The sequence below is a fragment of the Stenotrophomonas maltophilia genome, from assembly GCF_003970865.1.
GTDB lineage: Bacteria > Pseudomonadota > Gammaproteobacteria > Xanthomonadales > Xanthomonadaceae > Stenotrophomonas > Stenotrophomonas maltophilia_AR.
The window spans coordinates 67,598-90,557 of the sequence record NZ_RXLZ01000001.1 but is presented as its reverse complement, the minus strand read 5'-3'; the positions used below and the strand labels follow the sequence as shown (position 1 = coordinate 90,557).

General features: G+C 65.9%; 19 protein-coding genes. 5 read left to right on the top strand and 14 right to left on the bottom strand.

Annotation, left to right across the window (positions count from 1 at the left end; all coding sequences use genetic code 11):
- Positions 1-228: 228 nt before the first annotated feature.
- From EKL94_RS00425 to EKL94_RS00380, 10 genes are all read right to left on the bottom strand, one after another.
- Positions 229-1,116 (bottom strand): endonuclease/exonuclease/phosphatase family protein, encoded by an 888-nt coding sequence (locus EKL94_RS00425; protein WP_126927535.1) that lies wholly within the window; start codon positions 1,114-1,116, stop codon positions 229-231.
- Between the two features lie 2 nt (positions 1,117-1,118).
- A complete protein-coding gene (locus EKL94_RS00420; RefSeq protein WP_126927534.1) occupies positions 1,119-4,286 on the bottom strand; it encodes a discoidin domain-containing protein in 3,168 nt (1,055 codons plus the stop codon).
- Positions 4,283-5,119 carry a carbohydrate ABC transporter permease gene (locus EKL94_RS00415; RefSeq protein ID WP_006378064.1) on the bottom strand — a complete coding sequence of 279 codons (837 nt, stop codon included), beginning with the start codon at positions 5,117-5,119 and terminating at the stop codon, positions 4,283-4,285. Before EKL94_RS00415 ends, EKL94_RS00420 begins: the two co-directional genes overlap by 4 nt.
- On the bottom strand, positions 5,116-5,997 hold the full coding sequence (locus tag EKL94_RS00410) for a carbohydrate ABC transporter permease (RefSeq protein ID WP_006378065.1): 882 nt from the start codon (positions 5,995-5,997) through the stop codon (positions 5,116-5,118). Before EKL94_RS00410 ends, EKL94_RS00415 begins: the two co-directional genes overlap by 4 nt.
- Positions 5,994-7,334, bottom strand: coding sequence for a sugar ABC transporter substrate-binding protein (locus EKL94_RS00405; RefSeq protein WP_126927533.1), 1,341 nt, complete (start codon positions 7,332-7,334; stop codon positions 5,994-5,996). Before EKL94_RS00405 ends, EKL94_RS00410 begins: the two co-directional genes overlap by 4 nt.
- Before the next feature lie 4 nt (positions 7,335-7,338).
- Complete coding sequence (locus EKL94_RS00400; RefSeq protein ID WP_010486724.1) at positions 7,339-8,943, bottom strand: glucoamylase family protein; 1,605 nt, start codon at positions 8,941-8,943, stop codon at positions 7,339-7,341.
- A gap of 248 nt (positions 8,944-9,191) precedes the next feature.
- The gene (locus tag EKL94_RS00395; RefSeq protein ID WP_126927532.1) at positions 9,192-12,248 is read right to left on the bottom strand and encodes a TonB-dependent receptor; all 3,057 of its coding nucleotides are present in this window, start codon (positions 12,246-12,248) and stop codon (positions 9,192-9,194) included.
- A 76-nt stretch (positions 12,249-12,324) separates the two neighbouring features.
- On the bottom strand, positions 12,325-13,362 hold the full coding sequence (locus tag EKL94_RS00390; protein ID WP_032129774.1) for a LacI family DNA-binding transcriptional regulator: 1,038 nt from the start codon (positions 13,360-13,362) through the stop codon (positions 12,325-12,327).
- Positions 13,363-13,511: 149 nt separating this feature from the next.
- Positions 13,512-13,787 carry a BolA family protein gene (locus EKL94_RS00385; RefSeq protein WP_440086316.1) on the bottom strand — a complete coding sequence of 92 codons (276 nt, stop codon included), beginning with the start codon at positions 13,785-13,787 and terminating at the stop codon, positions 13,512-13,514.
- On the bottom strand, positions 13,784-14,083 hold the full coding sequence (locus EKL94_RS00380; RefSeq protein ID WP_014037825.1) for a YciI family protein: 300 nt from the start codon (positions 14,081-14,083) through the stop codon (positions 13,784-13,786). Before EKL94_RS00380 ends, EKL94_RS00385 begins: the two co-directional genes overlap by 4 nt.
- Before the next feature lie 375 nt (positions 14,084-14,458).
- Here EKL94_RS00380 and EKL94_RS00375 point away from each other — a divergent pair, with 375 nt between their 5' ends.
- From EKL94_RS00375 to EKL94_RS00365, 3 genes are read left to right on the top strand one after another with little or no spacing between them, the layout of a single operon-like run.
- Positions 14,459-15,364, top strand: a complete 906-nt coding sequence (locus EKL94_RS00375; RefSeq protein ID WP_006456456.1) for a segregation and condensation protein A — start codon at positions 14,459-14,461, stop codon at positions 15,362-15,364.
- A 13-nt stretch (positions 15,365-15,377) separates the two neighbouring features.
- Positions 15,378-16,253 (top strand): SMC-Scp complex subunit ScpB, encoded by an 876-nt coding sequence (gene scpB, locus EKL94_RS00370; RefSeq protein ID WP_126927530.1) that lies wholly within the window; start codon positions 15,378-15,380, stop codon positions 16,251-16,253.
- A complete protein-coding gene (locus EKL94_RS00365) occupies positions 16,246-17,892 on the top strand; it encodes a pseudouridine synthase (protein WP_110712888.1) in 1,647 nt (548 codons plus the stop codon). Before scpB ends, EKL94_RS00365 begins: the two co-directional genes overlap by 8 nt.
- 115 nt (positions 17,893-18,007) lie before the next feature.
- Here the strand turns inward: EKL94_RS00365 and EKL94_RS00360 are convergent, their stop codons facing one another.
- On the bottom strand, positions 18,008-18,796 hold the full coding sequence (locus EKL94_RS00360; RefSeq protein ID WP_126927529.1) for an AraC family transcriptional regulator: 789 nt from the start codon (positions 18,794-18,796) through the stop codon (positions 18,008-18,010).
- 90 nt (positions 18,797-18,886) lie between these two features.
- Here EKL94_RS00360 and EKL94_RS00355 point away from each other — a divergent pair, with 90 nt between their 5' ends.
- Together EKL94_RS00355 and EKL94_RS00350 are read left to right on the top strand one after the other, a co-directional pair.
- Positions 18,887-20,014 (top strand): MFS transporter, encoded by a 1,128-nt coding sequence (locus tag EKL94_RS00355; RefSeq protein ID WP_126927528.1) that lies wholly within the window; start codon positions 18,887-18,889, stop codon positions 20,012-20,014.
- A gap of 95 nt (positions 20,015-20,109) precedes the next feature.
- On the top strand, positions 20,110-20,403 hold the full coding sequence (locus EKL94_RS00350) for a hypothetical protein (RefSeq protein ID WP_126927527.1): 294 nt from the start codon (positions 20,110-20,112) through the stop codon (positions 20,401-20,403).
- On the opposite strand, the gene EKL94_RS00345 is transcribed toward EKL94_RS00350, so the two are convergent.
- From EKL94_RS00345 to EKL94_RS00335, 3 genes are all read right to left on the bottom strand, one after another.
- Positions 20,390-20,824 (bottom strand): hypothetical protein, encoded by a 435-nt coding sequence (locus EKL94_RS00345; protein ID WP_071229733.1) that lies wholly within the window; start codon positions 20,822-20,824, stop codon positions 20,390-20,392. The two genes, EKL94_RS00350 and EKL94_RS00345, sit on opposite strands and share 14 nt — an antisense overlap.
- 103 nt (positions 20,825-20,927) lie before the next feature.
- Positions 20,928-21,734 (bottom strand): amidohydrolase, encoded by an 807-nt coding sequence (locus EKL94_RS00340; RefSeq protein ID WP_126927526.1) that lies wholly within the window; start codon positions 21,732-21,734, stop codon positions 20,928-20,930.
- 14 nt (positions 21,735-21,748) lie between these two features.
- Complete coding sequence (locus tag EKL94_RS00335; protein WP_126927525.1) at positions 21,749-22,897, bottom strand: pyridoxal phosphate-dependent aminotransferase; 1,149 nt, start codon at positions 22,895-22,897, stop codon at positions 21,749-21,751.
- Positions 22,898-22,960 lie beyond the last annotated feature (63 nt).

Here is a 22,960-nt window from a genome sequence, read left to right as displayed (position 1 = left end):
TTTGTGCGTTTGGCGCTGGCTTCGCTTTGGTAGAGGCCAACCTTGGTTGGCGCCGTTGATTGAGTGCACGCGGACACGCCCGTGCCAACCAAGGTTCGCACCCACCAGGGCACAACCCGCGCAGGGTCACTGCTTTGGTAGAGGCCAACCTTGGTTGGCGCCGTTGATTGAGTGCACGCGGACACGTCCGTGCCAACCAAGGTTGGCACCTACCGGAGCGCGTCTGCGTCAGGGTTTCGGCGCGAACTGCAGGCGGGTCCACACACCGTAGTGGTCCGAAGCCCAGCGACCGCTGTCATCGGGCTGGTCGAACAGAAGCTTCGCCTCGCGCGCGACCATCTCGTCCTGCTGGAAGAAGATGTGGTCGATCCGCGACGGCGCCTGGTAATAGTGGCGGTTGAGCGTGCTGACCCCGGACAGATCGGTGTTGACGTGCACGCTGCCGTAGCTGTCGCCGTAGCGGCTGCGCAGCTCGCTCAGGTCGCCAGCATCCACGAGTGCATTGAAGTCGCCAGCGATCACCACCGGTGCGCCGGCCGACGTTGCAGCGATGAAGCGCAGCAGGTCCTCGACCTGGGTTCGACGGATGCGCTGCCCACTGTCGTCGTTGCGCTCGTTCAGATGCGTGGCGTAGACGTTCACCGCCGCGCCGTCGACGTCGATGCGCAGGTGAGCAACGGTGCGGTAGTCGTCCAACGGCTGCAGCAGATGATCCCCCTGGGCGAGGATCGGCCGCCGGGTCAGCAGCGCATTGCCGTAGCGCTTCGGTGCGCCCACCGGATCGGTGGACACGAACACGTACCTGTAGCCGAGTTGGCTGGCCAGCCACTGCGCCTGGTTGCGCACGTTGCGGCGCTGGATCACCTCCTGCAGGGCAACCGCATCCGGCTGCAGGCGCTTGAGCTCGGCCAGGATGGTGCGGCGCCGGCTCGGCCAGTCTTCGCGGTCATGATGCAGGTTGAAGGTGACCATGCTCATGCCCGGCGCGCTGGCAACGTCGGGCGCCGCGGTCGTGGCAGCCGGTTCGGCGGCCATCATCACGTCCGGCAATGCCATTGCAATGGCCAGCCCCAGGGCACGCACCAACGTGCGCACCCTCGCCCCCTGCTGCTTCATCGTTACTGTCCCTTGCGCTCGGCGCGGCGCACCGCACTCGGTACTTCGATCTCGATCCGCGCCGGCAGCTGGTGCACGTGCAGTTCCTTGTTGACCCACTCGGCCGCTTCACCGTTGATGCTCGCCTCACCCGGTTCACCGGCGTATGGCCACGGCAGCACCACGCCTCCCACCGGTGGCACCAGGCCCGGCTGCACCTCCAGCACCAGTTGCTTGTCGCTGCGCTGCAGGCGGTAGTTCAGCTGGCCCTGCGGGGTACGCAGGCCCTGCACCGCGACACCCTCGCCCTGCAACCACGCGCTCGGGACGCCGGCGGCCAGCACCAGCGCGTCATCCATGTCACGGTTGTAGGCGAACATGTCCAGCGCCGAGCGCACGAAGTCCGAGGCCACCCAGGCATGCGGCAGGTCACCGACGAAGAACGGCTTGCGCGGCGTGCGCGAGACCACCTCGGCCCACTGGTTCCAGGCCTGCGGTGCGCGGTCCCTGAAGAAGAACTCGGTGGCCTGCCAGGCGCGGTCGCGCCAGCCCAGGCGCACGAACGCGGCCACGTTGCGCCACTCGTACGGGGTGTAGTCCTTCCACTCGCGCTTGCCATCGCGACGGGCGACGAACTCGTTCCAGTAGCGTTCGAAGGTCGCCTCCAGCGCCTGCTGCGGCAGCCTGCCCTGCTCCCCGCCCGGGGCCAGTGCAATGGTGGTCGACGTCGCATCGAAGTCACCCAGCTCGGCCGAGCCCGGCAGGTAGTCGATGTTGTGCTGCTGCATCGCCGACAACAGCGAGGCCTGCAGGTCATCCCGGAACTGGTCGCGCGATTCGGCGATCTGCATCGCCTCGACCTTGCCCAGCTGGGTCGCCAGCAGCGCCGCGTCCTTGTAGCCGCGCAACGCCCAGAAGTTGTCCCAGTACGAGTGCATCGGCTTGGCCGAATAACCTTCGTGGCTGATCGAGGCCGGCATCATGCCGTAGAAGGCCGGGTTGCGTGCGCGGTTCTCTTCGGTGCGCTCGCTGGCGCGCAACTGCTCCATATAACTGTAGGCGCCCTGCACATGCGGCCACATCAGCTCGGTGAAAGTGCTGTCGCCGGTGTAGCGTCCATATTCGGCAATGCTGTAGATCAGCTCGCCATGGCTGTCATTCTCCGGCACCGGATCGCTGCCGCGTGCGTCGACGCAGCACGGCACCTTGCCGTTCTCGAACTGATACGGCGCATACCAGTTGATGTAGTCGCGCACCGCATCGCTGCGGCCCATGCGCAACAGGCCCTCGGAGATCATCGCGCCATCGCGGATCCAGCTGCGCGCATACGACCGCGTGCCCGGCTGCAGGCGTGGGCCGACGCGCGAGATCAGCATGTGCGCGACCGCGGTACGCAGGGTATCGACCAGCGCCTGACCAGCGGCCGGCACCTGCAGCGAGACCACGCCCAGCTTCTTCCGCCATTGCTCGGCCACCTGCGCCTGCGCCTTGGCCACGTCCAGCGCCTGCGGTGCCCAGCCACCGGTCTGTGGCAGCACCACCGCCACTTCACGGCTCTGGCCGGGCTCCAGCTTGATCGTGTACATCAGCGCACCCGACGCCATGCCGGTGCCGTCCTTCACTGCTGTCGTGGCCGGGTACTTCCCGCTTTCCAGGTGCATCGCATCCAGCTTGCCGTCGAACGTACTGGCAAAGCGCGCGTCCGGTACCTGCAGCGGGTAGATGCGCGGCTCACCGTTGACCCGCACCAGTTGCTCGCCCACATCCAGTGCATCGATGCGGCTGAAACCACCGACGGTGTTGAGGAACTGGGTGGGCGGATTGACCTGCCACGGACGGATCGCCAGCGCCAGGGTGTACTCGTGCGCGACCTTGTCCGGATTGCTCAGCCGGTAGCGACCGATCAGCTGCGCGCGCTCCGGCGTGCCCTGCACGAAACTGGTCACCGCCAGGCCGGCCTTCTCATGCACCCAGTCGACGTTGGCGATCGGCAGGTAGTGATCCTGCAGCGACTGGGTGATGGCCACCTTCGACCAGTCCAGCAGCTTGCCGTCGAGGCGGATGAACGGTTCGATGCTGAAGCTGCCCTTGGCCGGCTCCAGTGCGCCGTCCTCGCTGATCAACGCCTGTTCCTGGCCGCCATCGAGGCCGAGCAGGGTCCAGTACGGCTGCTCGCCCACGTAGGCACGTGGCAGCGAGCCGCGTGGCAGGTCGGCGGCGACCGAGGACAGGAAGGCGTTCGGGGTGGAAGCAAAGGCCAGCGGCTTGAGCGCGATGTCACGGATGCCGTAGCGCCAGTTCGGGCCATCCTGCAGATCGAAGCGCACGTAGCGCGCATCGGTATCCGGCAGGGCAAGCCAGTCGCGGCCACCGGCACCGCTGGTCACTTCGCGCACGGTGCGCCAGTCACGGCCGTCCTCGGAAGTGCGCACGGTGTAACGGCGCGCCTCCAGGTTCGGCAGCCAGTCGATCACCGCACCACCGATCTCGCGGCTCTTGTGCAGGTCCAGGCTGATGGTCTGCTGCTTGACGCCACCGCTGATCCAGAACGTATCGCTCTTGCCGTCGATCATGCGGTCCTGCAGCGCGGTGGCGGTGTCGGCAATCACCGACGGCACCAGCGCCGAGTCATCCTGGGCTGGCAGGCCCTGCAGGGTCAGCTTGTCGAAGCACACCGTGCCGCGGCCGCCGACCTTGCTGTAGATCGTGAACTCGACCGCAGCGCTGCGCGCCATCTCCTTCTCGGGCGAGGGACCCCACGCCTTGTCGATCTGGCGGCGGCGGTACTCGGCCGGCGTCCACGCCTTGGGGAAGCTGTAGCCGGGACGATTGACCCACCAGACGTTGTCGCCGTTGGCATCGATCAGCTTGAACTGCAGGTCGTTGCCCGGTGAGTCACCGCGCAGCTGGAAACCAAAGCGGTAATTGACCGGGTACTCGATGTTCAGCGCGCGGCGGATGCCGACGTAGCCGGAGACATCGTGGAAGTCATAGTCCAGGCACAGCGCGCGGCCACCACCGGCACCGCTGACCGGCCGCAGCGAACCGCTGACCTGGTCGGACAGCACCAGCTTCCAGGCCGCGATGTCGTCGAAGTCGTCCAGCACCTTCGGTGCCGGCAGCGCCGGTGGTGCGGCGATCGCCAGGGAGGTCCACAACAGGCCCAGTCCAACGGCGATCGCTCGCTTCATCCCTTGACGCTCCCCAGCAACAGACCTTGGATGTAGTACCGCTGCAGCACCAGGAACAGCGCCAGCACCGGAACCACGGTGACCACCGCGCCGGCCATCATCATTTCCACGTCCATGATGTGCTCGCGCGAGAGGGTGGCCAGCGCCACCGGCAAAGTGTAGTGCTCCTGATCGGTCAACACGATCAACGGCCACATGAAATCGTTCCATGCGCCCATGAAGGTGAAGATCGCCAGGGTCACCAGCACCGGCTTGAGCATCGGCAGCACGATCTGGAAGAAGATGCGCAGCTCCCCTGCCCCGTCGATGCGCGCCGCTTCCAGCAGTTCATCCGGAATCGAACGCGCGTACTGGCGCACCAGGAAGATGCCGAACACGCTGGCCAGCGCCGGCACGATCACACCGCCGAAGCTGTTGACCAGGCCCAGCTGCTTCATCAGCAGGAACAGTGGCAGCATCGCCACCTGCGCCGGAATCACCAGCGCCGCCATCAGCACCTGGAACAGGCGCTCGCGGCCAACGAAGTTCAGCTTGGCGAAGGCATAGCCGGCCATGGTGTTGAGCAGCAGCGAACCCAGGGTGATGCCGACCGACACCAGCAGGCTGTTGGCGAAGTTGCCGCCCATGCCGGTACGCGCGAACAACTCATGGTAGTTGCGCGTGGTGATGCTCGATGGCAGCAGCGGCGGCGGGAAGTGGGTCGCCTCGCCCTGCGGCATGAACGAGACCGAGAGCATCCACAGCAGCGGTGCCAGGCTGACCAGGGCCAGCACCAGCAACGCACCATTGATCAACCACGGGTACCAGCGCGACTGGCCGATTTCACGACTCATACCAACTGCCTCTTGCGGCCGAAACGCAGCATCACGGTGGTCACCGCCAGGATGATCAGGAACAGCAGGAACGCCACCGCGGAGGCGCGTCCCAGGTTCCACCACTTGAAGCCTTCCTCGAACATGAAATACAGCACGCTGACGGTGCTCTGCAGTGGGTCACCGCGGGTCATCACGTACGGTTCGGCGAACAGCTGGAAGTAGCCGGACACGGTGATCACGCCGACCACCAGCAGCACCGGGCCGAGCATCGGCAGGGTGATGTGCAGGAACTGCTTCCAGCGCGAGGCGCCATCGATGCGCGCGGCCTCGTACAGGTCATGCGGGATCGCCTGCAGGCCGGCCAGGAAGATCACCATGTTGTAGCCGAAGTTCTTCCACACCGCGAACAGCATGATGGTCGGCATCGCCCAGTTGGGATCACCCAGCCAGTCGATCGGACTGATACCCAGATGGCCCAGGCCATAGTTCACCAGGCCGTAGCTGGTATGGAACAGGTAGCGCCAGATCACCGCCACCGCCACCAGCGTGGTCACCACCGGCGCGAACAGCGCGGTGCGGAACAGCGCCTTGAAGCGTGCGGCCGGTGCATTCAGCAGCATCGCCGCGCCCAGCGACACGCCGATCGACAACGGCACGCCGATCAACACGAAGTAGGTGGTGTTCCACAGCGACTTCCAGAACATCGGTGTCTGCAGCAGATCGATGTAGTTGCCGAGGCCGACGAAGCGCAGGTTGCTGCTGTCGGCCAGGGCATACAGGTCGAAGTCGGTCACGCTCAGCGCCAGCGCCGAAGCCACCGGCAGGCCGAAGAACATGCCCAGCACGATCAGCGAGGGCCCGGCGAAGATCCAGCCGGCAAGCGAAGTACGTTTCATTGCGCGCTCCCGGCGGCCACGGCACTGCTTGATTGCGGCGACGGCACGCGCTGCTGCAGGCGTTGTTGTTCATGCATCCAGCGGCGCTTGGCCAGCACCTTGTCCACGCGCTGGTCCAGCTCTTCCACGGCCTTGTCCTGCGCCAGGCCACCGCGCACCACCTTCTCGGTGACGATGCGCATTTCCTGCACGATGCGCTCCCACTCAAGCACCTTCGGGGTCGGCTTGACCCGCTCCAGCTGGTCACGGAACGCGGCGGCCAGCGGATCGTTGGCCAGCGACGGCGCGTTCCAGGTACTGCGGCGCGGCGGCAGGTCGCCGATGATCGAATGGAAGCGCGCCTGGATTTCCGGTCGCGACAGGAACTCGATCAGCTTCCACGACGCTTCCTTCTGCTGCGACTTGCGGAAGATCACCAGGCTGGTGCCTCCGGCAATGCCGGCACCCGGGCCGTCCGGACCCGGCAGCGCGGCCGTGCCCCACTGCCCTTCCAGTTCCTTCGGCTGCAGCTTCTTGAACTCGCGGATGTTCCAGGGACCGGAGATGTAGAACACGTTGAAGCCACGGAAGAACTCGTCCCAGACGTTGGAGATCTGCGTCTCGGACATCTTCGGCGCCCAGCCCTGCTCGAACATGTTGGCGTAGAAAGCCAGCGTGCGGCGGAACCCCGGGCTGGCGAAATTGCCGCGGGTGTCATCGTCGCGCAGCAGCGGATCCGGCTGCTGCAGCGCCAGCGACAGCTGCTGCTCGAATTCGTTGATCGGCATCAGCACCGCATAGCGGTTCGGGCCCTGCATGCGCTTGATCGCCGCCATCTGTTCATCCCACTCCTGCCAGGTGCGCGGCGGGTGGTCGTAGCCGGCCTTGGCCAGCAGATCCTTGCGGTAGTAGATCAGGCGGGTATCGACGTACCACGGCACACCGACCAGCTCCCCGTGGATCACGTTGGTATCCCAGATACCCTGGAAGTAATCCTTCGGGTCGACCACGGCGGAACGCTGCACGAACGGCTGCAACGGCGTCAGCGCATCAAGTTCGGCGAACTCCGGCACCCAGGTGTTGCCCAGCTGGCACACGTCCGGCAGGCCGTCGGCAGCGAACGCGGTCAGCAGCTTCTCGTGCGCGGCCGTCCACGGGATGTTCTGCACATCCACCTTGATGCCCGGATTCTCGGCTTCGAATTCGTGGATCAGTTCGCTGACCACCTCCGCCTCGCGGCCCATCGCCCAGAAACGTACGGTGGTGGTGCCCGGTTCGGTACGGGCGCAGCCCGCCACGGCCAACGCGGCCAAGGCAGGCAGCGCCCAGCGGCGCAGGCGGTCGATCCAGTTCGGCATCGGGCTACTTGCCCTGGCCTGTGGTGCGGTTGGCATTGTTCTTCTGTTCCTGCGCGGCAGCCGCGCGTGATTCGGCGATACCCACCGCGCGTGCCGCCGCGGCCTTTTCGTCTTTCTGCAGTTCCAGCGGCTGGAACGAACCTTCCGGTGCCAGCCAGCCACCACTGAACCCGGCCCGTTCCAGGCCCTTGCGGATGTACGGGTTCTTCTTCATCACTTCCCAGACGAAGTCATCGCGGTAGTTGGCGATCATGGTCAGGATCGGGCCCTGGTCGATGGCGATGTAATCGCTGGCGACCCAGCCGCGATCCGGCACCAGGCGGCCGGTCTTGATCGGGATGTCGTAGTTGAAGCTGGGATTGAATGAATCCAGGAAGCCGTAGCTGGAGTAGATGTAATCGCCAAAGCGCTTGTGCATCTCCAGCGTGGCCGGGATCACCTGCTCCGGCGCGAACACCACCGAGGCAATCGCGGCGGTCGGGGCGATGGTGCCGTCATCGAAGTTCTCGCGCAGGCCAGCGCCGCGCGAAGAGTAGTGGCGGAACTGGCGCTGCTCGCCACGATAGTCCTGGGTGGTGTTCTGCGGCCCATCACTGGCGGTCAGGCCCCACACATTTTCGCCGTACTCCTTCCATTGCATCGGGTTGGCGATGGCGTACTCGCGCTGGGCCAGGGCAGCCGAGCGGCTGTTGAGGAAGTAGGTGCTGCCGCGCTCGCGCATGTACGCGTCCTGGATGTCGCGGAAGTCGATCCAGACGTGGCTGTACTGGTGACCGAACAGCGGGCCGAAGGACAGGTATTCCTGGCCCTGGTAGACGCCCCAGTCGTTGTCATAGGTGCGCGTCCACACGGTCCATGCATCCGGGCTGACCGGGTGCGTCGGCGAACCCAGGGCAAGGATGTAGACCATCATCGCCTCGTTGTAGCCCATCCAGTCGTGGTCGATGAAGCCGCTCTCGGGGAACCAGCCCATCGAGATCAGCGGCGCACGCTGCTGCAGCCACGGCCAGTCGACCTTCTTGTACAGGGTGTCGGCGATCTGCCGGATCTCCTTCTCGCGCGGATCGTCGCCGTCGTAGTACGACTGCGCGAACAGTACGCCCATCATCAGCAGCGCGGTATCGACCGAGGACAGTTCGACCCAGCTGTCGTAGCGACGCCCTTCCTGCATGTCCAGGAAGTGGTAGTAGAAGCCCTTGTAGCCGGCCTTGCCGGTGCGCTGCGGGCCCATCGGCACGTCGCGGAAGAACTTCAGCGTGGTCAGGGTGCGGTCGATCGCCTGGTTGCGGCTGACCCAGCCGTTCTCGATGCCGATCGGGTACGCGGTCAGTGCGAAGCCGACCGAGGCGATGCTGGCGAACGGCCGCGACGGATAGCGGTCCGGGGTCAGGCCATTGATCTCGTTGGTGGTATCCCAGAAGAACTGGAAGGTACGCCGCTCGATGTCATCGAACAGCGGCGGCAACACCGGCTTCATCGGCCGCGGCGGTGCGTCGGCCTCGATCAGGATCACCGGCGGCCGCGGCTTGGCAGGTTCCTGCTGGGCCGGCTGGCAGGCGGCCACGGCCAGGCTCAACGCTGCGGCGGACAACAGATGGCGTGCCTGCATGGCGCGATTTCTCCGGTGGTCTGATCGATGGGAAAGCATACCGTCCAATGATCTGAAATCGTTTACAAGATGCGTTCTGAAAAAACCACGAAAAACGTGGTTTGACACCGCGATCATTGCCCATGCCGCTGCCCCCTGGCCGGTAGCGGCATGGGCAATGGACCGGCGCGGGGCCGGCCATTGCCGTTTTCACGCAGTCGATGCCGCCGGTGGAGCGGCGGCATCGGGTCGTGCATCTACATCCGGGCTTAGAAGCGGAAGCCCACTTCGGCCTTGATCTGGCGCGGAGTACCGATGATTTCGCCGGTCTCGTTGTAGCTGGCCTGCAGCTTGCCGTTGGTCTTGACGTAGTTGTAGGTGGAGAAGTTGTCGAAGTTGAACACGTTGATGATGTCGATACGCGCGTACAGCTCGGTATCGCCCGGCATCTTGAACGTCTTCGTCGCCTGCAGGTCAACCGAACGGTAGCCGAAGATCTTGCCACCCACCAGGAACTTGCCGGTGGCGTTGGGCACGGCCGCCTGCGGAGTCGGCAGGGTGTAGCCGCTGGCCTGCATCACCGGGTACCAGTCGTTGACGGCGGTCGGGGTTGCCAGGGTGATCTTGCCGCCGAAGGTGATGCCCCAGAAGCCCGCGTACGAACCGGTCACCACCAGGCGGTGACGCGGCGCGCCGTTGGAACGGATGGTCGGGTAGTCACCGATCAGGCCGCGGTCAAACGCGTACTTCTCGTTGATGTCGCGGTTGTGACGGGCGGTGGTCCAGGTGTAGGCGATCGAGGTGCCCCAGCCGCTTTCCTTGGTGAACGGCTTCTGCGCCGACAGCAGGACCTGGGTGGCGCGGGTCTTGATGCCCTGCTGGCCAATGATCAAGCTGCCGAAGCCCGGCACGTTGCAGCTCCACGCCTGGCTCAGGCCCGGGTCGGTGCCGCCACACAGGCGCGGATCATCGAAGAACTGGCCGGTCGGGTAACGGTTGCCCAGAGTGAAGGCGAAGCCGTCGTAGCTCAGGGTACGGGCGATGGTTGCATCGGTCAGCCACTCGCCGATCCGGTTGCTCATGCCCAGGCTGAACTGGTCCGAATACGGCGCCTTCAGCTTGTTGTTCAGCAGGTCGACTTCCAGGCCGGCATTGCTGGTCGCGCCGACCAGTGACTGCAGGTTGCCGATGCCGTTGAGCAGGTTCGGGTTCCAGTCATAGCAGGCGGCCTGGCCGTTGATGCAGGTGCCGGTGGCCGGGTTGCGGAAGTAGATGGTCGGCTGCGGCAGGGCCAGCTTGGTGGTTTCCAGCTGCAGGTTGTCGAACAGGTCACGGTCGTAGGAACGGCCGGCACCACCGTGGATCACATGCTGCTCGTCGGCATTGATGTCATACGAGAAGCCCAGGCGCGGCTGCCAGGCATCCTTGAACGCTTTGCGGTTATGACCGTTGCTGATGTAGTCGCTGATGTCCAGACCGCCCAGCGCCAGCGAGTCGGCGTAGGTCTGGCCGGCAGGCGCACGCGGATCCTGCGAATAGATGGCGTCGACCACCTGCTGCGGGGTTACGAAGTTCAGGTAGGTCGGGGTCTTTTCGTAGTCCCAGCGCAGGCCGATGTTCAGCTGCAGGTGGTCGTTGACCTGCCAGTCGTCCTGGATGAACACGCCGTACTGCTTGGACTTCGAACGGACTTCGCCGGACACCCCCGACACGCCGGTCACCGGCTTGACGAACTGTGCCTTGTACGGAATCGAATCCGGGAAGTCCGGATCGCCCAGGGAGTAGGTGAAGGTCGGGTTGATCTGTGCCGCATCGGAGGCGTACAGGTCGATCTGCTTGTACTTCACGCCCATCTTGATGGTGTGATCGCCGGCCCACTGGATGCCATCCAGGGTCAGGTTGTCTTCGATCGACCAGCCCTTCTGGCCCTTCACCTGCGAATCCAGCGCCGATGCGCCACCGATCTTCACCACGGTGCGGTCTTCGGGACCGTCCGGCGCGGTGTAGGTGATGCCGTTGGCCAGGGTCAGCGGGTTCGGATTGTTGAACGAATCTTCGTGAGTAACCATCAATTCGTTGTAGTAGCGCTCACCACTGTGGTTCCAGCGCAGCGCATAACGACGGTCGGTGTTGACCACTTCACGACCGGCTTCCGGCGAGGTCTGGCCACTGAACTGCGACTGGGTTTCGTCGCGGTCCTGGAAGGTCAGCTCGATGCGATCATTGTCGGTCGGCTCGAAGTCGATCTTGGCGAAGATCAGGTCCTGCTGGAACGGCTGGCTGGCCGGACCAAGGCCGGCGGCGCCGATGGCCGGCAGCAGGCCGGCAGCACCTGTGACCGCGCCATCCGGCGCGATGGTCACCGGCAGGTCGAAGCGCTTGGCTTCGTAGGTCACGAAGAAGTGGGCCTTGTCCTGGATGATCGGGCCACCCAGCGCGAAGCCGTATTCCTTCTCGGCCGAATCCTCCTTGCCCTTGTTCGGCTGGCGTTCGGCCGGGGTCATCGCGCGCATGCTGTCGTTGGTGTAACGGTAGAAGGCTTCACCCTTGAACTCGTTGGTACCGGACTTGGTCGCGGCGGTGACGGCAGCACTGGAAACCTGGCCGTACTCGGCCTTGTAGTTGCCGCTGATGACCTTGTACTCGCCAATGGCCAGCTGCGGGAACGGATTGCCCGCGCTGCCGGACTGGCCGGCCACGCCGCCGCCCTTCACATAGCTCTTCTGGCCAACACCGTCGATGTACACATTGGTGCCATCGGCATTGGTGGCACCACCGCGCAGCGAGGTGTTGCCCTTGGCATCACGGGTGAAGATCAGGCCCGGCACCGCGTCGGCAAACTCCAGGAAGTTGCGCGAGACCTGCGGCGTGGTCTGGATCTGCTGCAGGCTGACGGTCTTGCCGACTTCAGACGTGCGCACTTCCTGCAGCAGGGTCGGCGCAACGACGTTGACGGTGTCCAGATTGGTGGCCGCGGTCGAACCCGGGGTGCTGCTGGCCGCACCGGCGAAGTTCAAGGTGGCGGTCGAGGCCACGGTGACGGTGACCTTCTGGACCTGGCCATTGGCGACCACGTCGTAGGTGCCCGGGTCCAGGCCCATCAGCGAGTAGCTGCCATCGGCACGGACGGTGCCGCGACGGACGGTGCCAGTGGCCACGTTGGTAGCGGTGACTTCAGAACCGGCCTGGGCGCCGGATACCTGGCCGCGCAGGCTGGCATTGGCCGACTGCGCCATGACGTTCGGAGCGGCGGCCAGCATCAGGCAGCTGACCAGTGCGGTGCTCAGCAGCCGGCGCGCCGGCGTGCGGAAGGTGGTGTGCATCATCAACTCAATCTCCGGGTGGCGGTAACCGCTTGCGCGGTCCCTGCGATCAATCAAAAAAGAAGGAACGCCTCTGGCTTCAATGGCCCGATGGCGGAGTGGTGGAATCGCGAACTATCAAGCGGGGAACCAGGGTCTGCTTGTCCCCTGTCCCGTCCGTGGAGGTGCCGTCCATCAACTGCAGCAGGCGCGTCATGGCCCGGTCGCCGAGCTCGGCGATGCTGACCTGCATGGTGGTCAGCGACGGGTGCACGAAACGCGCCAGTGGAATGTCATCGAAACCCGCCAGGGCGACATCGGTCGGAACACGGACACCGGCCTGCGTGAATGCATACAGGCATCCCAGGGCCATCATGTCGTTGGCGGCGAACACGGCATCAGGCAGCGCTCCGGCTGCCAGCAACTCCTGACCGGCGCGATGGCCGGAAGCTTCGTCGAAATCACCGGGCAGCTCGATGCCCTCGGCGCCACCGCCAAAAGCCGCCAGCGCGTCACGGAAGCCGCGCAGGCGCTCGCGCGCGTCGAAGTTGAGATCCGGGCCAGAAATGAAAGCGATGCGACGGTGGCCGGCGTCGAGCAGATGGCGGGTCATCGCCATCGCACCAGCATGGTCGTCGATGCTCAGCACCGGGTGGTCCTGCCCGGGCAGATAGGTGTTGATCAACACCGTTGGCAACGACTGCGGCAGGTTGTCGGTCAGGAAACCGGGGCTCTCGGCATAGGGTGAGAGCACCAGCAGGCCATCGACGCGGCCGCGCATGGCGCGCAGGGCCGCGCCCTGCTGCTCCTGGTCACCGTGGTAGCTGGACACCAGCAGGTGCTGGCGGCGGCTACGGGCGACATTGTCGATGCCACGCATCAGTTCGGAGAAGAATTCGCCGTACAGGTCCGGCAGCACCACGCCCACCGTATTGGTGCGGCGGCTGCTCAGGCTGCGGGCGGCGGCGTGCGGGGTGTAACGCAGCCGTGCGGCCACCTCCAGCACAAGCTGGCGGACCGGTTCGGCGACATTTTCATGCCCGTTGAGCGCGCGGGAAACCGTGGCCACGGAGACCCGGGCTTCGCGAGCGACGTCTTTGATTGTGATAGCTGCCTTGTTCACGAAGCCGCCCTCCACGGCTTGGACCTACCAGCATTGGCGCGGAATGTAAGCGTTTCCATCTGGGCTTGTAAACAGTCCGTTAGGCGAATGTCCCGAAATGGACATGGAAATCTGTCTGCAGCGAGCCCCCGCAGGGACCCGCCAGGACAGCGTGGGACAAGGGCTCAGCCCTGTTCTGACGGGGTCTGCGCGCGGATGGACAACGCGTGGATATCGGTCTCCATCATCGCCCCCAGTGCGGCGTAAACCGCGCGATGCCGGGCCAGCGGGCCCAGTCCGACGAAGCGTTCACTGACCACATGCACGTTGAAATGGCCGCGGCCATCGCGCGCACCGGCATGGCCGGCGTGGCGATGGCTGTCGTCTTCGATCTCGAGCACGCTCGGCGCCAGTGCATGCTGCAGCGCATCACGCATTCGCGAGATCCGTTCCGCGTTCACGGCAACACCTTGCGGAACGGTCGCACCTGCACGCGGGTGTAGACGCCAGCGGCCACATACGGGTCGGCGTCGGCCCAGGCCTGGGCCTGCGGCAGCGACTCGAACTGCGCGATCACCACCGAACCGCTGAAACCGGCCGGGCCCGGGTCTTCACTGTCCACCGCCGGGCACGGGCCGGCCAGCAGCAGGCGTCCCTCGTCGCGCAGCGCGTGCAACCGCGCCAGGTGTTCCGGCCGCGCCTGCAGCCGCTGCGCCAGCACATCCTGGCCGTCATACCCTTCGATCACATACCACACCGGCATTTCCTCGCTTGCGTTGTCGGGTCCGCAGATTCTAGCCAATGCAGCCCCTTCCCCGGCCCGGCTGGACACTGGCGCAACAAAGGCTTACCCTAGCCTCCATTGCACGTGGCTGGATGCAGCAGCCCGTCGGTTTTTGCGGCCAACGCAGCCCCCGACGACCGTCCCGCTGCTTCAAACCGGTCCACCTGGCCGGGCCACGTAGACGACCTCCCCGTAGTTCCGTCGCTGCCGTTTCCTACGGCGCGTCCTGCTGTTTGATATGTGTGGAATCGCGCCGATCCCGGCGTGTCTGGTGCCCTGGGGCTCCGTGGCGTTGGCCCGGCGAACCCGGTGCCGCGACTGGTCCGTTGCAATCCTGATGTCCATTAGATGACTTCCGAACTCGCGCTCGACGCGAACCCGCCAACCCGGCCGCCCGCCCCCCAGCAGCAGGAAATGCCGCTGGCCGTGGTGCATGGGCAACCGGTCCTGCAGATCCCGCAGGACCTGTACATTCCGCCGGACGCGCTGGAAGTCATCCTGGATGCCTTCGAAGGCCCGCTGGACCTGCTGCTGTACCTGATCCGCCGCCAGAACCTGGATGTCCTGGACATTCCCGTTGCCGAGATCACCCGGCAGTACGTGGAATACATCACCGTGATGCGCGAGCTGCGCTTCGAGCTGGCCGCCGAGTACCTGGTGATGGCCGCGATCCTGGCCGAGGTGAAGTCGCGCATGCTGCTGCCGCGCCCGGTCAGCGAGGAAGGCGATGAAGCCGACCCGCGTGCCGAGCTGGTGCGCCGGCTGCAGGAATACGAACGTTTCAAGCAGGCCGCCGAGGACATCGACGCCCTGCCCCGCCAGGACCGCGACACCAGCCTGGCCCATGCCTTCATGCCCGAACGCGCCACGGTGAAACTGCCGCCGCCGGTGGACCTGAAGGAGATGCTGCTGGCCCTGCACGACGTGCTCAAGCGCGCCGAGCTGTTCAGCGGCCACGCCATCAAGCGTGAGGCACTGAGCGTTCGGCAACGCATGGGCGAAGTGCTGGGACGCCTGGAAGATGGCAAGTTCTATCGTTTTGAAGGGTTGTTCACTGCAGAAGAAGGCAAGCTGGGCGTGCTGGTCACGTTCCTGGCAGTGCTGGAACTGGCCAAGGAACAGCTGCTGGACATCGTGCAGGAAGAACCGCTGGCGCCGATCTACGTGAAATCGCTGGCCGCCGGCAACACCAATGCCCCGCTGCAGTTCAGCAGCGAGTTCGACGACAACGACGCCGCCAATGCAGACGAGTGAGCGCTGACTGCCGATGGATCAATTGCTGATCAACCGCATTGTCGAGGGTGCCCTGCTGGCCTCCAGCCAGCCGCTCACCCTGGCCCAGCTGAAAGACCTGTTCCCGGAAGAGGAACCGGCACCGCCGGGCAGCATCGAACGCGCGCTGGAACGCCTGCGCGACACCTGCGAAGGCCGCGGCGTGGAACTGGTCGAGGTCGCCTCTGGCTTCCGCTACCAGGTCACCGGCGAAGTGCATGGCTGGATCAGCCGGCTGTGGACCGAACGCAAGACCCGTTACACCCGCGCCACCCTGGAAACCCTGGCGCTGATCGCCTACCGGCAACCGATCACCCGCGGCGAGATCGAGCAGGTGCGCGGCGTGGCGGTCAGCAGCAACATCATCCAGGCGCTGGAAGAACGCGAGTGGATCCGCGTGGTCGGCCACCGCGATGTGCCCGGCAAGCCGGCGCTGTTCGGCACCACCAAGGGCTTTCTGGATTATTTCGGCCTGAAGCGATTGGATGAGCTGCCGCCGCTGTCGGAACTGAAGGACCTGGGCGAGCTGGAACCCCAGCTGTCCCTGGACCGCGATGCACCGGCAGCAGCAAGCGCCGACGGCCCTGACATCTCGGCCGGCGACGAAGGCGCTGCCGCGAACGATGATGCCGGCCTGGCCGGCAGTGACACCCCCGATTCCGCCGACGCTGCGTCTGCGTCGGCTTCCGATGAGCAAGCACCTTCGCCCCTCGATGATGGGCACCCCGATTCCGCGCCGGGCGAGCGCGCGGTGCCCCTGAACGAACGCGAAGACAACGCCGTCGCGATGACGACCGTGGCTGTTGACCAAGCCGATTCCGAACCAGAGGCCGACCTCGAAACCGTCGGCCGGAGCAAAACTGATGAGTGACACCCCTCGCAAGCTGTCGTTGAACAAGCTCTCGCTCAAGCGTGAAGCCACCTCCGAACAGTTCAAGTTGGAAGAACGCCTGCACAAGGTGCTGGCACAGGCCGGCCTTGGCTCGCGCCGCGCGCTGGAACAGCGCATCGCCGAAGGCCTGGTCAAGGTCAACGGTGAAGTCGCGCAGACCGGCATGTCGGTCAAGAGCGGCGACAAGATCGAGCTGGACGGCCGCGGCTTCGTCGCCACCGCCCTGGCCGAGCCGTCGCGCGTGCTGGTCTACAACAAGCCGGAAGGCGAAGTAACCACCCGCGATGATCCGGAAGGCCGCCCGACCGTGTTCGAATCGCTGCCGCCGCTGAAGGGCGCGCGCTGGATCGCGATCGGCCGCCTGGACATCAATACCACCGGCCTGCTGCTGGCCACCACCGACGGTGAACTGGCCAACGCCATGATGCACCCGTCGTTCGAAGTCGAACGCGAGTACGTGGTCCGCGTGCGTGCGCCGGAAGGCGAGGAAAAGGTCTCCGACGCCATCGTCGACCGCCTCACCCGTGGCGTGGCACTGGAAGACGGCCCGGCCAAGTTCGACGAGATCGAACGCATCGGCGGCACCGACTCGCACGACTGGTTCCGCGTCGTGGTGAAGGAAGGCCGCAACCGCGAAGTGCGCCGCCTGTGGGAGTCGCAGGGCTGCCAGGTCAGCCGCCTGAAGCGCACCCGCTACGGCAAGGTCAGCCTGCCGCGCGAACTGGCCCGTGGCCATTCGGTGGAACTGGGCACCGCCCAGGTGGAAGCCCTGCGTGCGCAGCTGAAGCTGGAAGAAGGCGCACCGTCGGCATTGACCCTGCAGCCGGTGATCGGCCAGCGTCGCGCCGCCAAGACCACCGTGCGCGTGCGCGAAGGTGGCCGTGGCAACGCCTACGTCAACGGCCACAACACCGCTGACGAAGGCCGCGAGCTGCGTCGCTTCGACAACGTGCGCGAAGACCGCGGCCGTGGCCGCGGCGGCAAGGGCGGCGGCTTCAAGGGTGGCCTGACGGTCAGCGGTGAAGCGGCAGCCAAGCAGTCGCAGAAGCCGTTCAAGCAGCGCGCCCAGAAGAACGACCGTTCGCTGCCGGAAGGCAACCCGGCCGCGTTCCGCACCTGGTACGTGCCGGATGGCGTGAGCACCGGCCCGAGCGGCCATCGCAACGCCGGTCCGGGCGCACGTGGCCCGGGTGCCCGTGGTCCGGGTGCTGGCGGCCAGGGCCGCCCGTACGGCAAGCCGAAGGGTCCGGGCGCAGGCGCCGGTGGCGGCCAGGGCCGTGGCGGTTTCGGTGGTGAAGGCCGTGGCGGCGCAGGCGGCCAGGGTCGTCCGGCCGGTGCCGGCAACCGCTCGCAGGGCCAGGGCAACAAGCACCCGTACGGCCATCCGGGCAACGCCCCGAGCTTCCCGTCCGACCACGCCACCCCGGGCTTCAACCCGTATGGCAGCCCGAAGCCGGCGCAGGGCGCCCGTCCGGGCGGTCGCGGTCCGGGCGGCGGCAACCGTGGTCCGGGCGGTAATCGCGGCCCCGGCGGTCCGGGTGGCAACCGTGGCCCGGGAGGCCCCGGCGGCAACCGCGGTCCGGGCGGCCCGCGCCGCAGCGGCCCGCGCGGCGGCTGATCACCGACCCGACTGAAATGAAAAACCCCGGCTCCGGCCGGGGTTTTTCTTTAAAAGGGGACGGAGGGGATTAAGTCGCTTTTGCCACGGCGTGTGTCGAAGCGGCGAAAACGACTTAATCCCCTCCGTCCCCTTTTGCGTGGCGCTGGAAAGCGGCGGGTGTGGTGCCGGTCATGCTGCGGAAGAAGGCGATGAACGGGCTCTCGGCGGAGAAGCCGGTGTCTTGGGCCACATGGGCGACGCGGTGGCCCAGCAGCAGCAACTCCATGGCCCGCATCAGGCGCCATTGCTGGCGCCAGGCCTGATAGCTCATGCCGGTATCACGCTGCATCAACCGGCCGACGGTGCGCGCGCTCAAGCCCGTGCGCGCGGCCAGCTCCCCCAGTTCAGGCGGCAGCTGTTCGGCCAGCGGCAGGCAACGTGCGATCCGCGGATCACGCGGCAGAGGCAGGTCCATCGGCGCCACCGGTGCAGCGGCAATTTCCAGCACGCACAACGCCAGTTGATGGTGTGCGCGCGGCGACTGCCAGTCATGGTCGAACGGTGCCTGCGCGATCGGCTCCAGCAAGGCCTGCAGTAGAGGACCCACGCCAATGATCGCCGGCTGCCGGGGCAGCTGGGCCGACAGGGTGGCGTCGAAGTACAACGAACGGTAGTCGACCGCCTGGCGCATCTGCGCGCGATGGCGCAGCCCACCCGGAATCCACGCTGCGCGCGCGGGCGGCAGCAGGCTGATGCGATCACCGTAGGTCAGGCGCGTACAGCCCTGCCGGGTGTACAGCAGCTGCGCGCGTGCATGCTGGTGCCAACCCGAGTCGTGATCCGCCAGTGAGGCCGCGATCCCCAGCACCGGAGCGCTCCAGGCATCGGCGTCGAAGTGCGCGTGCGGCTGCAACCAGGCCATGTCTGATTTCATATATCTGATGACAGGATAGACAGGGTGCGCCATTGTGGACGCGACCACAATGCGCGGCCCTGTTCCTGGAGCGCCCGCATGTCGCGCCGCCTGTTGTTGCTCACCATTGCACTGCTGATGTTTCCGCAGTTGGCACAGACCCTGTACAGCCCGGCCCTGGCCGATCTGGCCGAACGCTTCGCCCTGCCGCCGAGTGCCGCCAGCCAGGCCATGAGCCTGTACCTGTTCGGCTTCGCTGCAGGCGTGCTGCTGTGGGGGCGTCTGGCCGATCGTATCGGTCGCCGCCCCGCCCTTCTCTGTGGCCTCGGCGTCTTCGCAGTGGCTGCACTGGGCGGGCTGGTGGCTGGCAGCTTCGGCCAGGTGCTGCTGGCCCAGGCGTTGGCCGCAGTCGGCGCCGCCGCCGCTTCGGTGGTGACCCAGACCGTGCTGCGCGACCATCTGCAGGGGCCGGCGTTGGCCCAGGCATTCTCCTGGATCGGCATGGCCCTGGCCCTGAGCCCGGCCATCGGTCTTGCACTGGGCACGCTGCTGGTCGCTGCCAATGGCTATGCCGGCGTACAGTCCGGCCTGCTGCTGATAGCTGCCCTGCTGGCAGTCGCATGCCTGGCTGGCCTGCGCGAAAGCCGCCCTGCACAGATTCCGCATACGCCCATGCTGCCGCTGCTGCGGGAACTGCTGCGCGATCGCTGGATCTGGTCACACGCGTTGCTGGTGATGGCCTTCAACGTGGCGATGTACAGCTGGTATGCACTCGGCCCCTTCGTGTTTGCGCGCCTGCACTGGCCAGCCACCTGGTTCGGCGCCAGCGGCGCGGTGCTGGCACTGGGCTCGGCCCTGGGCGCGTGGGGCAATGGCCGCCTGCTGCATGCAGGCATTGCCGCAACCACGCGCATCCGCGTCGCCGCAGGACTGGTCCTGACGGGAGGCCTGCTGGCCGCGCTGCTGCATGATCACCCTGCCCTGGTCGCGGCGATGGTGCCGGTGGTGACGGGCTTCGGCCTTGCCATTCCCAATGTGCTCGGCCAGGCCCTGCGCGGCTATCCACACTGTCTCGGCAGCGCAGGCGCGCTGTTCGGCCTGCTTTACTACCTGTTGATCGGCGCGGCAATGGCGTTGGTCGGTGCAGTGCAGCTGCTGGCACCGACACTCATCGTGTGTGGTCTGCTGGCCTTGTGGCTGCAACGGCGGCGTCCCGCTGCAGACTAGGAATTGCTGCAAAAGCAGCGCACTGTGCGCGCCTTCCGGGAACGGCTTTGATTCCCTGGCTATCGTGCGCGCTCTCCCACACTAGGCAGATGCCCATGATCACCATCACCGCCGAACAGGCCCGCGCCAACGCCGATGCCGCCAAGCGTCCGATCGAACTGTTCTACCGCGACCTCGACAACGCCATCCAGATCGGCTCGGAAAATGGACGCCGCTACATCGTGTTCGGCTTCAGCCAGGTGATGGCCAGCGAGCAGCTCGTCGAAGACGTGGTCGCACAGCTGCTGAAGAATGGTTTCGGTGTCGAACGGTTGTTGAGCGATTCCGAACAGCACTACATCCGCATCAACTGGGGAACTGCCGCGCCGTCGCGCCTCAGCGCCGACTGAGGGTGAACGCGGTGCCGTCCACGCCCAGGTCCCAGCCCTTGCCGGTACCGGACAGGGCCAGCGAGATGTCGCCCTTGGTCATCACCTGCGCGTTGCTGGACTTCACCGCACCGGCATGCGCGCCGACCGAGGCGTACGTACCCAGCAGTTCATTGACGCTGACAGCGCCGGTGAAACTGCCACGCCCGTTGGTGATCTTCGACTTGCCGACGGTCAGGCCGCCGCCCTTCATCTGGATGCGCACCGGCATGCTGGCGCCGTTGCTGCAGGTGACCGTGCCATTGCCGGATGCGGTCTTGTAGATCAGCGACCAGCCGGAGAGGTTGTAGCGCAGCTGGCAATCGAGGTTGCCAGCGGCGTGCGCGGCCGGGGCCAACGATGCGGCGGACAGGGCCAGCAGCAGGGCGAAGGACGTGTTCATGGCGGGACTTCCAGCTCGGTCGGACTGGCGGCGAATCTAGCAGCGCGCGCGTGCACGTTGAATGCAGGCGCGCGTGCTGGTGCGGCGGCGTTCAGGCCGTCGCTCAGGCCTGCTCGTCCAGGTGGAAGGCATCGGCATCAAGCATGGCCGGGAAACGCGCGCGGTGCGCGGCCAGCGCCTCGGCCGAAATGGTGGTGGTGACCACCTGTTCACGTTCGCGGATCTCCACCTGCGGCTGGCCGAGGAAATCCAGCACCGCGCTGTCGCCGGCATAGTGCAGCTGGTTGCCATCGACGCCCACGCGATTCACTGCGGCCACGAAGCACAGATTCTCGATCGCACGCGCACGCAGCAGTGTCTTCCACGCATAGGCGCGTGCCGACGGCCAGTTGGCAACGAAGATCTGCAGGTCGAAATCCAGCTGCTGCGGACGCTCCACGTTGTAGCGGTTGCGGCAGAACACCGGGAAACGCAGGTCGTAGCAGACCTGCGGATTGATCCGCCAGCCCTTCCATTCCACGCTCAGGCGGTCGCGACCGGCAGCATAGCGCTCGTGCTCGCCGCCGTAACGGAACAGGTGGCGCTTGTCGTAGTACTCCAGGTTGCCATCGGGCTTGGCGAACAGCAGGCGGTTGTAGACGCCTTCGCCATCACGCAACTGCACGCTGCCGATCACCGCCGCGTTCAAGGCCCTGGCCTGCTCGCGCACCCAGGCCACGGTTGGGCCGTCCATGCCTTCGGCCTGGGCAATGGCTTCGTTGGAGAAGCCACTGGTGAAGGTCTCCGGCAGGATCACCAGATCGGTGGTGCCAGCCAGCGGCGCCAGCAGCGCGCCGTAGTACTCACGGTTGCCCGCCGGGTCATGCCAGCGGGTGTCGCCCTGGACGAGGGAAATGCGCAGGTCCTGCATGTCCACGCCTCCGCTCAGAGCAGGCGCAGGCGTTCGATCGCCGCGTCCATCGTTGCTTCATTCTTGGCGAAGCACAGGCGCACCAGGCGCTGGCCGGCCGGCGGGTTCTCGTAGAACGGCGACAGCGGAATGGCGGTGACGCCCTTCTCGATGGTCAGCCACTTCACGAATTCGTGGTCCGGCAGGTCGCTGATGGCCGAGTAGTCGACCAGCTGGAAGTAGCCACCCGGGACCGGCAGCGCCTTCAGGCGCGTGCTGGCCAGCTGCTCGCGGAAGCGATCACGCTTGGCCTGGTAGAACGCACCCAGCTCCAGGTGATGCTCGGGCTCATCGCGGATCATCGCAGCGAAGCCGTATTGCGCCGGGCCGAAACTGGTGAAGGTGTTGTACTGGTGCACCTTGCGGAACTCGGCGGTCAGCGCAGGCGGTGCGATCGCATAGCCGATCTTCCAGCCGGTGCAGTGGTAGGTCTTGCCGAAGCTGGAGATCACGAACGCGCGTTCGCGCAGTTCCGGGTAGCGCAGCGCCGATTCGTGGCGACGGCCGTCGTAGATGATGTGTTCGTACACCTCATCGGAAATCAGGTAGATCTGCGTGCCACGCAGCAGCTCGGCCAGTGCCTGCATGTCCTGCGCCGACAGCATCGCGCCGGACGGGTTGTGCGGGGTGTTGACGATCAGCATGCGGGTGCGCGGGGTGATCGCAGCACGCACGCGGTCCCAGTCGACGGCGAAGGTCTGCGGATCCAGCGACACATGCACGGCCTTGGCGCCGGCCAGGTCGATCGCCGGTTCATAGCAGTCATACGCCGGGTCGAGCACGATCACTTCTTCGCCGGCACGCACCACGGCGTGGATGGCGTTGAAGATGGCCTCGGTACCGCCACTTGTGACGGTGATCTCGCTGTCCGCATCGACCTGCGCGCCGTAGCAGTCCAGTGCCTTCTGCGCGATGGCCTGGCGCAGCGGCGCCACACCGGTCATCGGCGGGTACTGGTTCAGCCCGGCGGCCATCGCCCTGGCGGTCTCGTCGATCAGGCGCTGCGGCGCCGAAAAGTCCGGGAAACCCTGGCCCAGGTTGACTGCGCCGTGTTCGGCAGCGAGCTGGGACATCACGGTGAAGATCGTGGTACCGACCTTGGGCAGCTTGGTGTTCGGTTGCATCGGCCTGGGGATATGGGGAGACAGGCCCCTGAGTTTACGCAATCCCTGCTGCGGTAGTGCCGG

Coding starts and splice junctions, on each gene's coding strand:
- EKL94_RS00425 (WP_126927535.1), bottom strand. CDS start 1,116: ATGAAGCAGCAGGGGGCGAGGGTGCGCACGTTGGTGCGTGCCCTGGGG.
- EKL94_RS00420 (WP_126927534.1), bottom strand. CDS start 4,286: ATGAAGCGAGCGATCGCCGTTGGACTGGGCCTGTTGTGGACCTCCCTG.
- EKL94_RS00415 (WP_006378064.1), bottom strand. CDS start 5,119: ATGAGTCGTGAAATCGGCCAGTCGCGCTGGTACCCGTGGTTGATCAAT.
- EKL94_RS00410 (WP_006378065.1), bottom strand. CDS start 5,997: ATGAAACGTACTTCGCTTGCCGGCTGGATCTTCGCCGGGCCCTCGCTG.
- EKL94_RS00405 (WP_126927533.1), bottom strand. CDS start 7,334: ATGCCGAACTGGATCGACCGCCTGCGCCGCTGGGCGCTGCCTGCCTTG.
- EKL94_RS00400 (WP_010486724.1), bottom strand. CDS start 8,943: ATGCAGGCACGCCATCTGTTGTCCGCCGCAGCGTTGAGCCTGGCCGTG.
- EKL94_RS00395 (WP_126927532.1), bottom strand. CDS start 12,248: ATGATGCACACCACCTTCCGCACGCCGGCGCGCCGGCTGCTGAGCACC.
- EKL94_RS00375 (WP_006456456.1), top strand. CDS start 14,459: ATGACTTCCGAACTCGCGCTCGACGCGAACCCGCCAACCCGGCCGCCC.
- scpB (WP_126927530.1), top strand. CDS start 15,378: ATGGATCAATTGCTGATCAACCGCATTGTCGAGGGTGCCCTGCTGGCC.
- EKL94_RS00365 (WP_110712888.1), top strand. CDS start 16,246: ATGAGTGACACCCCTCGCAAGCTGTCGTTGAACAAGCTCTCGCTCAAG.
- EKL94_RS00360 (WP_126927529.1), bottom strand. CDS start 18,796: ATGGCCTGGTTGCAGCCGCACGCGCACTTCGACGCCGATGCCTGGAGC.
- EKL94_RS00355 (WP_126927528.1), top strand. CDS start 18,887: ATGTCGCGCCGCCTGTTGTTGCTCACCATTGCACTGCTGATGTTTCCG.
- EKL94_RS00350 (WP_126927527.1), top strand. CDS start 20,110: ATGATCACCATCACCGCCGAACAGGCCCGCGCCAACGCCGATGCCGCC.
- EKL94_RS00345 (WP_071229733.1), bottom strand. CDS start 20,824: ATGAACACGTCCTTCGCCCTGCTGCTGGCCCTGTCCGCCGCATCGTTG.
- EKL94_RS00340 (WP_126927526.1), bottom strand. CDS start 21,734: ATGCAGGACCTGCGCATTTCCCTCGTCCAGGGCGACACCCGCTGGCAT.
- EKL94_RS00335 (WP_126927525.1), bottom strand. CDS start 22,897: ATGCAACCGAACACCAAGCTGCCCAAGGTCGGTACCACGATCTTCACC.